Origin of the sequence: Metabacillus sp. 113a (assembly GCF_050107635.1) — a bacterium.
Taxonomy (GTDB): domain Bacteria; phylum Bacillota; class Bacilli; order Bacillales; family Bacillaceae; genus Metabacillus_B.
In genome coordinates this window covers 23,172-37,461 of the sequence record NZ_JBNILJ010000021.1, presented here as the reverse complement: position 1 = coordinate 37,461, position 14,290 = coordinate 23,172, and the positions used below count along the sequence as shown (strand labels likewise).

At 48.1% G+C, this 14,290-nt stretch carries 16 protein-coding genes; 3 read left to right on the top strand and 13 right to left on the bottom strand.

Features of this window, described 5'->3' with window-relative positions; translation table 11 throughout:
- Nucleotides 1-828 precede the first annotated feature (828 nt).
- Both ACQCVE_RS18420 and ACQCVE_RS18415 read left to right on the top strand, forming a co-directional pair.
- Nucleotides 829-1,272, top strand: coding sequence for a hypothetical protein (locus ACQCVE_RS18420; RefSeq protein ID WP_426843301.1), 444 nt, complete (start codon nucleotides 829-831; stop codon nucleotides 1,270-1,272).
- A 17-nt stretch (nucleotides 1,273-1,289) separates the two neighbouring features.
- The gene (locus ACQCVE_RS18415; RefSeq protein ID WP_426843302.1) at nucleotides 1,290-1,580 is read left to right on the top strand and encodes a DUF1871 family protein; all 291 of its coding nucleotides are present in this window, start codon (nucleotides 1,290-1,292) and stop codon (nucleotides 1,578-1,580) included.
- A gap of 31 nt (nucleotides 1,581-1,611) precedes the next feature.
- Here ACQCVE_RS18415 and dnaB read toward each other — a convergent pair whose 3' ends face one another.
- The 10 genes from dnaB to ACQCVE_RS18365 all read right to left on the bottom strand — a co-directional run bounded on the left by dnaB (nucleotide 1,612) and on the right by ACQCVE_RS18365 (nucleotide 10,982).
- Nucleotides 1,612-3,018, bottom strand: coding sequence for a replicative DNA helicase (gene dnaB / locus ACQCVE_RS18410; protein WP_426863596.1), 1,407 nt, complete (start codon nucleotides 3,016-3,018; stop codon nucleotides 1,612-1,614).
- A 137-nt stretch (nucleotides 3,019-3,155) separates the two neighbouring features.
- Complete coding sequence (gene rplI / locus ACQCVE_RS18405) at nucleotides 3,156-3,602, bottom strand: 50S ribosomal protein L9 (RefSeq protein ID WP_426843304.1); 447 nt, start codon at nucleotides 3,600-3,602, stop codon at nucleotides 3,156-3,158.
- Complete coding sequence (locus tag ACQCVE_RS18400) at nucleotides 3,599-5,575, bottom strand: DHH family phosphoesterase (protein WP_426863595.1); 1,977 nt, start codon at nucleotides 5,573-5,575, stop codon at nucleotides 3,599-3,601. The genes rplI and ACQCVE_RS18400 overlap by 4 nt, the downstream gene beginning before the upstream one ends.
- Before the next feature lie 39 nt (nucleotides 5,576-5,614).
- Complete coding sequence (locus tag ACQCVE_RS18395; RefSeq protein ID WP_426863594.1) at nucleotides 5,615-6,550, bottom strand: YybS family protein; 936 nt, start codon at nucleotides 6,548-6,550, stop codon at nucleotides 5,615-5,617.
- A 277-nt stretch (nucleotides 6,551-6,827) separates the two neighbouring features.
- Nucleotides 6,828-7,067, bottom strand: coding sequence for a 30S ribosomal protein S18 (rpsR, locus tag ACQCVE_RS18390; protein WP_426843307.1), 240 nt, complete (start codon nucleotides 7,065-7,067; stop codon nucleotides 6,828-6,830).
- A 38-nt stretch (nucleotides 7,068-7,105) separates the two neighbouring features.
- Nucleotides 7,106-7,624, bottom strand: coding sequence for a single-stranded DNA-binding protein (gene ssb, locus ACQCVE_RS18385; RefSeq protein WP_426843308.1), 519 nt, complete (start codon nucleotides 7,622-7,624; stop codon nucleotides 7,106-7,108).
- A gap of 42 nt (nucleotides 7,625-7,666) precedes the next feature.
- A complete protein-coding gene (gene rpsF, locus ACQCVE_RS18380) occupies nucleotides 7,667-7,954 on the bottom strand; it encodes a 30S ribosomal protein S6 (RefSeq protein ID WP_426843309.1) in 288 nt (95 codons plus the stop codon).
- A 701-nt stretch (nucleotides 7,955-8,655) separates the two neighbouring features.
- Nucleotides 8,656-9,756: a redox-regulated ATPase YchF gene (gene ychF / locus ACQCVE_RS18375; RefSeq protein WP_426863593.1), complete on the bottom strand. Its 1,101-nt coding sequence runs from the start codon at nucleotides 9,754-9,756 to the stop codon at nucleotides 8,656-8,658.
- Nucleotides 9,757-9,886: 130 nt separating this feature from the next.
- Complete coding sequence (locus ACQCVE_RS18370) at nucleotides 9,887-10,093, bottom strand: DUF951 domain-containing protein (RefSeq protein WP_426843311.1); 207 nt, start codon at nucleotides 10,091-10,093, stop codon at nucleotides 9,887-9,889.
- Entirely contained in the window at nucleotides 10,083-10,982 is a 900-nt protein-coding gene (locus ACQCVE_RS18365) for a mechanosensitive ion channel family protein (protein WP_426863597.1), read from the bottom strand. The genes ACQCVE_RS18370 and ACQCVE_RS18365 overlap by 11 nt, the downstream gene beginning before the upstream one ends.
- A 203-nt stretch (nucleotides 10,983-11,185) precedes the next feature.
- On the opposite strand from ACQCVE_RS18365, the gene yyaC reads away from it, so the two are divergent.
- Complete coding sequence (gene yyaC / locus ACQCVE_RS18360; RefSeq protein WP_426843312.1) at nucleotides 11,186-11,857, top strand: spore protease YyaC; 672 nt, start codon at nucleotides 11,186-11,188, stop codon at nucleotides 11,855-11,857.
- A 6-nt stretch (nucleotides 11,858-11,863) separates the two neighbouring features.
- On the opposite strand, the gene ACQCVE_RS18355 is transcribed toward yyaC, so the two are convergent.
- From ACQCVE_RS18355 to ACQCVE_RS18345, 3 genes are read right to left on the bottom strand one after another with little or no spacing between them, the layout of a single operon-like run.
- Nucleotides 11,864-12,568 (bottom strand): DUF554 domain-containing protein, encoded by a 705-nt coding sequence (locus tag ACQCVE_RS18355; RefSeq protein WP_426843313.1) that lies wholly within the window; start codon nucleotides 12,566-12,568, stop codon nucleotides 11,864-11,866.
- Nucleotides 12,569-12,618: 50 nt separating this feature from the next.
- Nucleotides 12,619-13,467, bottom strand: a complete 849-nt coding sequence (locus ACQCVE_RS18350) for a ParB/RepB/Spo0J family partition protein (protein ID WP_426843314.1) — start codon at nucleotides 13,465-13,467, stop codon at nucleotides 12,619-12,621.
- Nucleotides 13,460-14,221, bottom strand: a complete 762-nt coding sequence (locus ACQCVE_RS18345) for a ParA family protein (RefSeq protein WP_426843315.1) — start codon at nucleotides 14,219-14,221, stop codon at nucleotides 13,460-13,462. Before ACQCVE_RS18345 ends, ACQCVE_RS18350 begins: the two co-directional genes overlap by 8 nt.
- Nucleotides 14,222-14,290: the final 69 nt, after the last annotated feature.

Genomic DNA, 14,290 nt, shown 5'->3' with positions numbered 1-14,290 from the left:
CTCCAGCCGTCTATTTTCAGAAATATAAAAAAGGGGAAGTAAAACCCAGAAAAATCGTTCTTTGAAAAACGGAGAAAAGATTAGAATTCGGAAGAGCGTGTCCAAAATTAGGGGGCTCAACCGATATATTCCAATTTCGGCCGATATATTGGAATTTCAGCCGATATATTGAAATCTCGGCCGATATCCTGGTTTTCGCCTCTCTGGTACACATCTGCACCCTAGGAAAACGGCCTAAAAGATGCCTCGCTGATCAAGTCCGTGCTCGCCCACTGCATAATTGGTGAAAAAACATTCACAACTAGTGTAAAATAAATACAAATACTACGCAGATAGGAATTGCTGTTCATGGTTTACACTTTCCCCTTCCTCCTCGCTTTCGTTTCAGTCTTTGCCATTGTTTTTATCATCCATTACATCTCTCAAACCTATTTACTGAAAAAGAAAGAATTCAAGACAAGCAGGAGTTCAATCTTGATTCTACTCGTCCAAAGTGCAGCAATTACGGCATTGCTTTATATCTTTTAATGCCTCGCGTGCCTGGCCCGCTTCGCTTTAAAGCATGCGGGGTCAGAGGAGCTTTTGGCCGATCCCTTGCTGCATAAGGCGTCACTGAGAGCGGTGCCGGAGCTTTCATCCTTTAGCGAATGTGGGGTCAGGCGCGGTGCCTGGCCCGTTTCCCTTAGAGACCGGCCTCGGCAAAACCAGACTGCTCTATGGCTGCAGGCTTTGGTGCTGAAGCACTGAAGCGCGTGGTACGGCCATACCACAGTTTCTCCCTTTCTATATTTGGGTATTTGTTCCATATAAAGAAATAGGAGGGATTTTATGGTCATCAAATTTAAGCGGCCTGACTATATCACTGCTGCCGGAATCCTATATATAGCTTTAGGCGGCGCATTGCTGATCGCGTTGATCTCAATTGTATTTAAATTTGAATTTAGAAACGTATCGTTAATGGATTTGCTGTCCTCTACTATGAGCTTGACATTTGCTTTGCCGATTCTTTTTCTATGGATAGGGTATTTTTATCTTACAATCGGAAAAAAAACCTTCATTGAAGTGACTGACGCCTCTTTGTTTATCCAACAGTTTTTCCTGGTTCCTAAAAAGAAGGTCCCGCTTGACGAAATTAGCGATTACCGGAAGACAGAAAAAAAACTGATTCTCCTGCTGAAGGGGGAAAAGGAGCTGGATATCCGTCTGGTATGGCTTAAAATGAGGGATTTGGAGCGTTTAGAGGAACGGCTAAATTCCATTGTGAGCGGGTGAACAGTGGAGGAATCATAATGACAGATCGGAAAAAACAGATGAAGAATCACTATCAAAATGCACTCGCTTCCGTTGGAGAAATCGTGAATGAGTGGGATCCGGCGGATTTGCTTGCGATGGATTGCCCGGCGGATGAATACGAAGCTGAAATTCTGAGAATCACAGCGGCTGGAGTGAGAGCGGAAACTGCCGGGGCACTGGCTGAGACCATCCGCCTCATTTTGTTCTCTTCTTTTGGCGATGAGTTCAAAAAAACGGCGGATTGTAAAGAGATTGCGGCTAACATTCTGTTTCGAATTCAGGAATAAAAAAAGGCTGCACCTGTAAAAGATGCAGCCTTCACGCCCCTGGAGCGTCGTCAAATCTCCGTTCCAGATTGACGAACTTATTGTATTCCTTCACGAATGCCAGCGAGACGGTGCCTACCGGGCCGTTACGCTGTTTAGCGATGATAATTTCAATGATATTCTTGTTTTCGGATTCTTTGTCGTAGTAATCGTCACGGTAAAGGAACGCGACAATGTCGGCATCCTGCTCAATACTTCCGGATTCACGGATGTCAGACATCATCGGACGTTTGTCCTGACGCTGCTCCACTCCACGGGAGAGCTGTGAAAGGGCGATGACGGGCACCTTGAGCTCACGGGCGAGGGATTTCAGTGTCCTTGAGATTTCAGAAACTTCCTGCTGGCGGTTGTCCTTGCTTCGGCCGCTTCCCTGGATCAGCTGCAGGTAATCGATCAGGATCATGCCGAGGCCGGTCTCCTGCTTGAGACGGCGGCATTTGGAGCGGATTTCGCTGACGCGGATACCCGGGGTGTCGTCGATATAAATACCGGCGTTGGAAAGGCTCCCCATGGCCATGGTTAGCTTCCCCCAGTCTTCGCTCGTCAGGTTCCCGGTTCGTAAGTTTTGCGCGTTGATGTTGCCTTCTGCACAGAGCATCCTCATGACGAGCTGGTCGGCTCCCATCTCGAGGCTGAAAATCGCGACATTTTCATCCGTTTTCGTCGCGACGTTTTGAGCGATGTTCAGGGCGAATGCGGTTTTTCCTACAGATGGCCGGGCAGCCACTATGATCAGGTCATTTCGCTGGAATCCCGCTGTCATCCGGTCGAGCTCTGAGAACCCTGTCGGTATGCCAGTGATGTCCCCTTTGCGGTTATGCAGAAGTTCAATATTGTCATACGTTTGAACGAGTACGTCTTTGATGCTTTGGAAGGAGCCTGCGTTTTTGCGCTGGGCCACTTCCATGATGCTTTTTTCGGCATCTGTCAGGAGATCAGCAACCTCGTCTTCACGCGTATAGCCGTCCTGGGCAATCGTGCTTGCTGTCCGGATCAGCCTTCTTAAAATCGATTTTTCTTCTACAATTCTCGCATAATATTCTACATTTGCCGCTGTCGGTACTGAATTTGCAAGGTCTGTTAAGTAGGAGACCCCGCCAATTTCCTCCAGCAGATTCACATCTGCGAGGTCAGAGGTCACGGTAACGAGATCCACAGGCTCACCCTTGTCGGCGAGCTCGAGCATCGCGTTGTAAATTTTCTGGTGCGCAGCCCGGTAAAAATCTTCAGGAATTAAAATCTCTGAAGCCATGGTAAGGGCTTGCGGTTCAAGAAAAATGGCTCCGAGTACAGCTTGTTCAGCATCTATATTCTGCGGCGGAATTCGGTCTTGAAAAAGCTCATTCAAATTCGAGCACCGTCCTTTTATTATTCCTCTTCTGCCGGGAGTTCCCGGCATCCTTCATCTATTATATAAGAAAAAGGTGACAGAAGCTGTAACAGATTTTTCTCTGGTCAGCTCTATCACCTCTTCCGCAGCTTTCATCCTTGACATGCCTTCCTTTTTTAAGCTTTCGCAGGATGAACTTTCCAAGCTTATTCTTCGGTTACGTGCACTTTCAGTGTGGCAGTAACGTCAGTGTGAAGCTTTACCGGCACATTTGTATAGCCGAGGCCGCGGATCGCATCCGGCAGCTCGATTTTGCGTTTATCTATTTTAATAGAGTGGGTTTTTTTCATCTCATCGGCAATCTGCTTGCTGGTGATGGAACCAAACAGGCGGCCGCCTTCTCCTGATTTTGCTTTCAGCTCAACGGTAAGCGCCTCAAGCGTATTTTTGAGCTCCTGTGCCTGCTCAAGCTCCTGCTCCGCTTCTTTGTTCTCTTTATTTTTCTGGGCATTGAGTGCAGACATAGCTGAATTGCTCGCTTCTACTGCTAGACCCTGTTTGATCAGGAAGTTATGAGCATAGCCGTCAGCTACGTTCTTCACCTCGCCTTTTTTTCCTTTGCCTTTTACATCCTTAAGAAAAATCACCTTCATGATTTCATTCCTCCTTCAAAATAGTCGCCAATTGCCTGTTTTAATCTCTCTTCAGCCTCAGCAGCCGTGATGTCCGGAAGCTGGGTCGCGGCGTTTGTCAAATGACCTCCGCCCTCCAGTGCCTCCATGATCAGCTGCACATTGACATCTCCAAGGGAACGTGCGCTGATTCCTATCGTCCCCTCATTGCGCCGTGCAAGGACAAACGATGCGGATACTCCGCTCATAGATAATAGGGTATCGGCAGCCTGGGCGATAATCACCTGATCAAAATGGCCGTCACCTTCTTCGGCTTTGGAGAGGGCGATCCCGTTATCAAGCAGCTCCGTATTCTGAATCAGCTTGGAACGCTTTACGAAGTGCTCGATATCCTCCTTCATGAACTTCTGGACGAGAATGGTATCTGCACCCTTCGATCGAAGGTAGGAAGCGGCATCGAACGTTCTGGATCCGGTTCTGAGTGTGAAGCTTTTTGTGTCCACTATTATACCAGCCAACAGGGCGGTTGCTTCAATCATTTTGAGCTTTAAACGCTTCGGCTGATACTCGAGCAGCTCCGTCACCAGTTCCGCGGTGGAGGACGCATAAGGCTCCATGTAAACAAGCAGCGGATCTTTTATGAATTCCTCGCCGCGCCGGTGGTGGTCAATGACCACTTTGTCATGAACCTTTGAGAGCAGCTTCTCATCAAGGACAAGGGAAGGCTTATGTGTATCCACCACGACTAAAACGGTTTTATCCGATACAAGGTCGTAGGCATCTTCGGGATTGATAAAATGCGACCACAGCTCGGAATGGAGCTTGAGCTCCTCAACAAGTCTTTTGACGCTTGAATCAATTTCATTTTGATCAAGCAAAATGTAGGCTTCTTTTCCGTTTACTTCCGCTACCTTCAGCACACCGATGGCTGCTCCGACCGCATCCATATCCGGATATTTATGGCCCATGATTAACACTTTATCGCTTGCTGTCACAATTTCCGTCATCGCATGCGAAATAACACGTGCACGTACACGGGTCCGTTTTTCCATCGGATTGGTCTTTCCGCCGTAGAACTTCACCTTTCCGCTTGGCTGCTTAATGGCTACCTGGTCTCCGCCACGGCCCAATGCAAGATCGAGACTTGACTGGGCCAGGTCTCCGAGCTCCTGAAGCGAGTGGTGGCCTGCCCCAATGCCGACGCTCAATGTGAGAGAGATATTATAGACAGAGGTCCGCTCCCGAACCTCATCCAGCACCGAGAATTTCGTTTTCTCCAATTTTTCAAGAATGTTCTCGTTCATTACGGCAAGAAACCGTTCAGAGGAGACCCGTTTTAAGAACAGCCCCTGGTCATTTCCCCATTTATTGAGGAGAGACGTTACCTCGCTGTTGATGGTGCTTTTTGTCTGGTCATCCATTCCTTGCGTCACTTCATCATAATTATCAAGAAAAATAAGAGCAAGAACGGTCCGTTCATTTTTGTACTGCTTTTCGATTTCCTTTTGCTCCGTTACATCGAAGAAATAAAGGAGACGCTCATCCCGTTTGATGATCACCTTAAATTTCCGGTCATGAAGCGAGATCGTCTCTGAATCAACTTCTTGTTTAATAAGGGGAATCAGGCCTTCAGCTACGTCATACAGGGTTCGTCCGACAAGTGTATCTTCATCAAAGCACGAGGCCAGAAACGGATTGGTCCATTCAATATAGTACTGATCGTTGAACAGCATAATTCCAATGGGCATTTCCATTAAAGCCTCTTCCCCGACCTTTTTCAGCCGGTAGGAGAGAGTGGATATGTAATCTTCCATATCCAGCTTCATTTTCGCATCAGCCTGAATGAGAATGACGAGGGTTAAGCCTGTAAGAAGCAAACATGCGAAGGACAGGATCCAGTTATAGTAAAAAAGAAAGGCGAGAGCGATCACCGTTACCGCGAAAAGAGCATAGATCGGGTATCTAAATAATCGTTTTTCATAAAAGCCTGGCATCTGTTTCAGCTCCTCGCAACCGTGATACCGTATCGTTCATTAAGATTTCGGGGTAATTCGTTCCCTCAATCTGAATCCTATGTCAATTATACCTAAGAATTGTACAGGATAAAGCAAAAACGGAAAAAACAGGGAGAATACAACCACTAACACTGGGATTCCTTTGGAAATTCCCTTTACAAAAGCATAATAAAATACGAAAGACAATCCTTGCATAACTAAAAGCAGCAGCAGAATTGTAAAGAGGTTTGTCACAGCCGTCTCCATAAAGGAGCCTTTTTCAAAATCAATAAAGCTCAGGATCATGACCGCAATATAGTACCAGGCAATACTCTGCGGAAGCCTCCAGTCTCTAAAAGGCTTTAAGCGATCTGACTTGAGCTTCAGCCTTCTCAAAATCGGCGAAGCAATCGCATGCAGAATGATAGCTGAAAAAAAACTGACCCCTATTAAAATGCTTGGAAAAATCGTGAACAGCTGATCCATCTGGGTGCGCATCTGAGTGATTTGCTCTTCCTCCGGCTTTTGGCCAGCCATCTCCAGAAAGCCGATTGCCTGATCGACCGATTGCTTCATAATTGTCTCAAATTCCTGCAGCGGGTTAATCTGAAAAAAGAGAATGGACACCATATACCCCGCCAGTATAGAGAGAAGGAACCCGAAGGAGGCTCCGATTACAGCTGCCGCACTTCCTCTCTTTCTATAAAGTGTACCCATGATCAGCCCGATTAAAGCGGCGGGAACCGAGAGGCTTAAGCCCGCGACCGAACCGAGCAGAAAAACAATCGGCACGGAGGCAGCAGCAAGAAGAATGTTGTTTTTAAACTCATGCTTTCCCGCGTATACAATAAGCGGAAGCGGCAGAGCAAGAAGTGTAATGGATCCCAGAAGCGGAACCGTCAGCGTAATAAAGACTAAAACCGTAAATAGAGCGAGCATGATTGCCCCTTCTGTCAGAGCATTCGTCCGTTTCACAAATTCACCTCGTTATTGAAATAGAAAAAACTGCTTAAGGAAGCAGCGATCATTTATGTAGCCATCTTATCAATTATACCATTTTTCATCGAAGTTAGCCCGCAAACCGCCGGAAGGAAGTGGCACGTGCGCTTATAGTGGCCCGCATCCTGCTGAAGCTGGCCCCCTATTCCATCAAAAGTGGCCTGGTTTTTGATGGAGCTGGCCCGTATCTGATAAATTATGAATGCTCAGAAATAATAAAAGACACTCACAGAGTGAGTGTCTTAGCCGTTCATTATTCGCCAGTAACGTATGGAAGCAATGCCATTTGGCGTGAGCGTTTGATAGCAACAGTTAATTTACGTTGGTATTTAGCGCTTGTACCAGTTACACGACGAGGAAGAATTTTACCACGCTCGGAAACGAATTTTTTAAGCAAATCGATGTCTTTGTAGTCGATGTGCGTGATTCCGTTAGAGGTGAAAAAACAAACTTTGCGGCGCTTTGCACGTCCGCCTCTGCGTCCTCCTGCCATTAGTCATACACTCCTTTCTTTTTTAAATGGGTTTTTCTTTAGAATGGCAAATCATCGTCTGATATATCAATCGGTTGTCCATCATTGGCAAATGGATCATCATCAAAGCTTGTTCGGCCCTGATTGTTAGGATTCCGCTGCTGATCTGAGCCGCTGTTTGACTTCTGGCCGCCCTGGGGCTGGCCTCCGCCATAAAAGTTATTGCTGCCGCTTCCACCGCCGCTGTTTCCGGATCCGCTTTTCGGCTCCAAAAACTGTACGCTGTCCGCGACAACCTCAGTAACAAACACACGGCGCCCTGTCTGATCCTCGTAGCTGCGAGACTGCAATCTGCCTTCAACGCCAGCCAAGCTGCCTTTATTCAAGAAGTTTGCCACATTTTCTGCCTGACGTCTCCATACGACACAGTTGAGGAAATCTGCTTCTCTCTCACCCTGCTGATTCGTAAACGTACGGTTTACCGCAAGCGTGAAAGTAGCCACAGCGGCCCCGGCCGGTGTGTATCGAAGTTCAGGGTCTTTTGTAAGTCTTCCGACGAGAACGACACGATTGATCATGAAGACCATCCTTTATTTAGAAAGTTTATAATCGGCTGAGATTTATTCTTCTTCTTTGATTACGATATGACGAATGATGTCTTCGCTGATCTTTGCAAGACGGTCGAATTCCTGAACCGCTTCAGCATTAGATGCAACTTTGACAATCTGATAGTAGCCATCGCGGAAATCGTTGATTTCATAAGCAAGGCGGCGTTTGCCCCACTCCTTCGTTTCCTTTAGCTCCGCACCGTTATCTGAAAGAATTCCGCTGAAACGCTCAACTAGAGCTTTCTTCGCATCTTCTTCGATATTCGGACGGACGATGTACATGATTTCATAGTTTGTCATTACTCTACACCTCCTCTTGGTCTAAACGGCCCTCAAGCTATTGAGAGCAAGGAGCAATAATTCAATTACTCACAAGTTAGAATTATACCAAACAGAATGGGTTTTGGCAAGCAGCTTTGGGAGCTTGTGTTTTTTGGCGTCAGTTTGTTTAGCGGGTTGGAGCGGGCGTCAGGGCATAAACAGCTAGTACGGGGCAGGTGGGCTTTGCGGGTTTTCCGCCGAAGAGTTTTACTGTTCTGCCGCCATTCTGGACAGTTTTCGGCCAGTACCGGGGGCTTTCCGGCCGATACGAATCCTTTATCTGGAAAACGAACAAAGTGTTCATAAGCGGGTGCCGGAGCTGTTATGCTTTAAAGCAGCGGGGGACGGAGACACCACTCTATCAGGCCTTGTACACCAAGGTCTGGTGGACCCGGGGGACGGAGCTTTAGTACGGCAGCGAATGTAGGGACAGGCACGGGGACAGTCCCCACATGCTTCACCGCAGGTGGGGTCAGAGACCTTTGCTCCTAAACCCTTCCCGCACAAGAGTTTGGAGAGTGGGTGCCGAAGCTTTAGTCCTTTATCAGAGTAGGGGACAGGCGCCCCTAGTTATTTTCCGCCCAATCAGATCAGCCGCGCTTTTCCGGACGAAACGGTCCTCACAGCCTGACAGGTCCTGCAAAAAAGCGCTCAGGACCGATAGCTCCTGAGCACTTATCTTACACGTTAAAACGGAAATGGATGATGTCTCCGTCCTTCACGAGATATTCTTTTCCTTCCAGGCGGACTTTGCCGGCTTCGCGGGCAGCGCCCATGGTTCCTGCTGCAACGAGGTCGTTGTAGTGGACGGTTTCGGCACGGATGAAGCCGCGTTCAAAGTCGGTGTGGATGACTCCGGCACATTGAGGGGCCTTCATGCCAAGACGGAAGGTCCAGGCGCGGACTTCCTGAACGCCTGCCGTAAAGTATGTTGCCAGGCCAAGCAGCTGATAAGTTGCGCGGATCAGCTGGTCTAGTCCGGATTCTTCGATGCCCAGCTCTTCAAGGAACATTTCCTTTTCCTCTGCATTCAGCTCAACAATTTCAGATTCGATTTTCGCGCAGACGACGATGACTTCTGCGTTTTCTTCTGCGGCAAACTCTCTTACTTTTTGAACGTAAGGGTTTTTAGAAGAGTCCGCTACTTCATCCTCGGCCACGTTGGCTACGTAAAGGATCGGTTTGCTTGTCAGCAGGTGAAGCTGCTTGACATGCTTCATCTGTTCTTCCGTGAACTCAACGGAACGAGCCGGCTTCCCGTTTTCGAACGCTTCCTTCAGCTTGGAAAGAATTTCGTGCTCCGCAACGGCATCTTTGTCCTTTTGCTTTGCGAGCTTTTCTACGCGGGCTGCGCGCTTGTCTACCGATTCAAGATCCGCGAGCACAAGCTCCAGGTTGATGGTTTCAATGTCATCGATCGGATCAACTTTCCCTGATACGTGGGTGATGTTGCCATCCTCGAAGCAGCGGACGACGTGCGTGATTGCGTCCACCTGGCGGATGTGGGACAGGAATTTGTTGCCGAGCCCTTCGCCTTTGCTTGCGCCTTTGACAATCCCGGCAATATCGGTGAATTCAAAAGCCGTTGGAACGGTTTTTTTCGGCTGGACAAGCTCTGTCAATTTCTGAAGTCGCTCGTCCGGCACTTCAACGATACCGACGTTCGGATCGATCGTACAGAAAGGGTAGTTCGCAGATTCAGCACCTGCCTGTGTAATTGCGTTGAAAAGAGTGGACTTTCCTACGTTTGGAAGTCCGACTATACCTGCAGTTAAAGCCATGTTTCGTTCAGCTCCTCTATGATAAACAAGTGTCCCGGGTGAGACCTTGCTGTGAATAGTCCGTGCTTTTGTAAACCAACCCCAATTATAGAAAGGAATTCAGGAAAACACAAGAGAAACCGGCCATCCTTTATTCAGCCGGCTGTTCGGCTTTTACGAGCATTTTTTTCATTTTTCTCGTGAATTCCTTCCGGGGTATCATGACGCTGTGGCCGCAGCCTTCACACTTGATCCGGATATCCATGCCGAGCCGGATAATTTTCCAGCGGTTGGCTCCGCATGGGTGAGGTTTTTTCATTTCTACGACATCATTTAAATCAAATTCCTTATCCGCCATTTTTTTCACCCTTTCCAAGCGAAGGCTCTTTCGCATCCCGGTTGTACATGACAATACGAGGAAACGGAATATCAATTCCATGCTCGTCCATCGCAAGCTTAATTTCCTTCCGGATCATTCTGGATACGTAGAAATGCTGCATAGGCGCTGTTTCACACACTACCCTCAGGATGATTTCCGAAGGACCGAAGTTTTGAACCCCCAGCAGCTCCGGAACAGCTGCCATGTCCTCATATTTGGCAGGAAGCACACGGAGAAGATCCCGGATGACCTCCTCGACATGCTGAATATCCGATTCATAGGCTACATTAATATCAACAACAGCTGTGCTATTGTGGATGGAAAAGTTCGTGACTTCTACAATGCTGCCGTTCGGGAGAATATGAAGCTCTCCTGTCCAGCTTTTGATTTTCGTTGTCCTGAGGCCGATCTCTTCGACTGTTCCTTCGAAGGCGCCAACCCGGATAAAATCACCGACAGAAAACTGGTCTTCAAAAATGATGAAAAATCCGGTGATGATATCGCGAACGAGATTCTGGGCACCAAAGCCGACTGCAAGCCCGACGATTCCTGCTCCGGCAAGGAGAGCTTTCACATCAAGGCTCATCGTTTCAAGAATCATAAGGAGAGCGGCAAAATAGACAACATAGGTGAGAACGTTGCTGAGCAGCTTCGCAAGTGTGTTTTCGCGCCGTTCCGATATTCGGAGCGGGGATTTGCCTCTGAGTGAGAGGACCTTTGCAATGACTCCGTTTCCGATGCGTATAATCAGAGCAGAAATCACCACGATCAGGATAATCCGGAGCAGGCCCAAACCGATTCCTGCCCATAGATCCTCATTTAATAAAGATTTCTGTATGCTTGCATAAATTTTATCAATCAAAAGGATTCACTCCTGTCTGCCTTGCCTGTTTATGTATGGCAGTTTATCAGGACTGGCTGCCATTTCTTTATTTTAGCAAGTTTTGCAGATGTTTCACAGAGGCATGCCCAAAAAGCCTCCGGAGCTAATCTTCCTTTCCCTAGTATAGATTCAGCCCATAATCCGTATACTGATAGTACTTATGAGTACAAGGGAGCTGGTCAGGGGCTATGAATCTTAAATCGGGGTTGTTTTCATCCTTTAAGGATCCGGAACGTATCTATTATGAAGATGAGGATGCACAGGAGCTTCTGACCTCCTGTATTCTGACTCTCCTTCCGAAGATAGCAGGCAGGGAGATTGTGATTCTCTGCATCGGGACAGACCGCTCCACCGGAGACAGCCTCGGTCCGATCGTTGGCTCAAGGCTTGCGGAAAAGGGACTTGAGCGTTTTCATCTATATGGCACGCTGAAAAATCCGGTTCATGCGGTGAACCTGGAAGAATCGATTGCCTTTATTCAATCCGCTCATTCCAATCCTTATATTGTTGCAATTGACGCATGTCTTGGAAAATTAAAGAGTGTAGGGTCGTTTCAGGTCGGTCCGGGTCCTGTAAAGCCCGGAGCAGGAGTTAACAAAGACCTTCCGGCCGTAGGGGACATGCATTTGACCGGAATTGTCAATGTAAGCGGGTTTATGGAATTTTTTGTTCTTCAGAATACAAGGCTTCATCTGGTGATGTCGATGGCCAACCTGATTGCGGACAGTCTTATGGCTGCAGAAAGCCGGCACGCGGTTCGCACATCCTGGTTAAGAAGGACGCCTGTTGCTAAGCTGAAAAGCTCTGAAAAGCATCATGACGCCAGTCCAAGGCAGGCGGCTTCCCCTTCAGAGGAGTAATGTTCATCAGAAGAAGGTATGCTGCAGAACGACCAATCCTATGATGACCGGGAGTGCCGGCAGCAGATTGGCTGTGCGGATCGACTTGATCTCCAGCATATTGAGTCCGATGGCAAGAATCAGGACGCCTCCCGCTGCAGTCAGCTCGGAAATCAGGGAAGCCAGGAGTTCCTCCTCGATTGAGGACTGAATCAAGCCTGCAAGCAGGGCGATCGTTCCTTCGTAGAAAAAAACCGGGATGGCGGACAGAAGCACGCCGATTCCGAGTGTGCTTGCCAGCACAGCGCTTGTAAAGCCATCGATCATGGATTTGGTCATCAGCACACTGTGATCACCTCTAAGACCGCTGTCGAGCGCTCCGACGATGGCCATCGCACCAATCACAAAAATCAGGGTGGCTGTTACAAATCCTTCCGCCACATTTCCCGTTTTGGAAGGTCCGATTCTTCTTTCAAGCCACCGGCCTGCGGCGTGCAGCTTCTCCTCAAGATTCAGCCATTCACCGATGACGGCACCTGCAATAAGGCTTACAATGACAAAAAAGAAATCCTCGCTTTTCAATGCCATCGTAATCCCGAGAATAGAGACGGACAAGCCAATCGCCATCATGACGGTCTGCTTTATCCGCTCCGGTATCCGTGTCAGAAGCAGGCCGATGAGTGTACCTGCCGCAATGCCGGCTGCATTGATCAAGCTGCCTAAAAGAACCATTCTAAACGCTCCCATCCCTATTCATGAAAAAGACCCTCCCGGCATGCTGCTCAGGAGGACTCTTCCATGTCCAAAAGTTCTAAAATTCGTTCAAGATCTCCGGAGTCCGTAAACTCAATTTCGATTTTCCCTTTGTTGTGCTGCTGTTTAATCGAGACCTTCGTTCCGAAATAGGATTGAAGGGAGGTTTCCCGCTCGGTGATAAACAAATCCTTCTTTTTCTTTTTGATTGGATCCGGCGTTTTTCCTCCGCTTTCATTCATTTCCTGAACGAGCAGCTCGGTCTGCCTTACATTCAGCTGATCCTTAATGATTTTCTCAGCTAGAGCCAATGCTTTGTCTTTCTTTTTTAAGCCAAGGATGGTCCTGCCGTGGCCCATTGTAAGCTTCCCGTCATTCATCATTGCCTGCACAGCTGAAGGCAGACTGAGAAGACGCAGGTGGTTCGCGATATGGGGCCTGCTTTTGCCAAGCCGTTTCGCAAGCTCTTCCTGGGTAATCTTCAGTTCCTCCAGTAGCGACTGGTAGGCTCTTGCTTCCTCGACAGGCGTTAAATCCTCCCGCTGCAGGTTTTCAAGAAGGCCGAGCTCCATCATCTTCCGGTCATCCAGCTCCCTTACGACCGCGGGAACCGTTTTAAAGCCGGCAAGCTTGGCCGCCCTGAAGCGCCTTTCTCCGGCCACAATTTCATAGCCTTTAATGGATTTCCTTACAATGATCGGCTGGAGGATCCCATAGTGGAGGATCGATTCTTTCAGCTCCTCAATCGCTTCTTCCTGGAAGGTTTTTCTAGGCTGGTAGGGATTAGGGCGCAGATCTTTGCATTTCAGCTCCTGAACCGTTTCTTCTTTTCCTGCGTGTAAGAGCGCTTCCAAGCCTTTCCCCAATCCTCTAGACATTTCCGGCTACCTCCTTCGCGAGATCAAGATAAACCCCGGCCCCTCTAGAACGCGCATCATATAAAATAATCGGCTGTCCATGGCTCGGCGCCTCACTCAACCTTACATTTCTTGGAATAATGGTCTTGTATACTTTTTCGCGAAAATATTTTTTTACTTCTTCAATGACCTGAATTCCCAAATTGGTTCTGGCATCGAGCATAGTCAGCAAGACCCCTTCAATCATCAGGTTCGTATTTAAATGCTTTTGAACGAGCCGGACGGTATTCAGCAGCTGACTGAGACCTTCGAGGGCGTAGTATTCGCATTGAACCGGGATGATGACCGTGTCGGATGCGGTCAGTGCATTGATGGTCAGCAGCCCGAGGGAGGGCGGACAGTCTATTAAAATATAATCATAGTTGTGTTTGACTTTATCAAGGGCTCTTTTTAGTCTTACTTCCCGGGAAATAGTCGGAACGAGCTCAATTTCAGCACCGGCAAGCTGGATGGTCGCCGGAATAACATGAAGATTTTCAACGGCTGAGGGGCGGATCGCGGCGGCGGCTTCTGTATCTTCTACGAGAATATCGTATATGCAGTATTCTACGTCGGCTTTTTCAATGCCAATTCCGCTTGTTGCATTTCCTTGAGGGTCCGTATCAACTAAAAGCACTTTCTTTCCTATATAAGCAAGGCATGCCCCAAGGTTAACGGAGGTCGTCGTTTTCCCGACGCCTCCTTTTTGATTGGCTACGGCTATAATCTTTCCCATGATGTTCACCTACTCCTGCACCCGCTTGATCTCAGAGCCTGTTGATCAGGCCTGGACGGATGCCTCTAA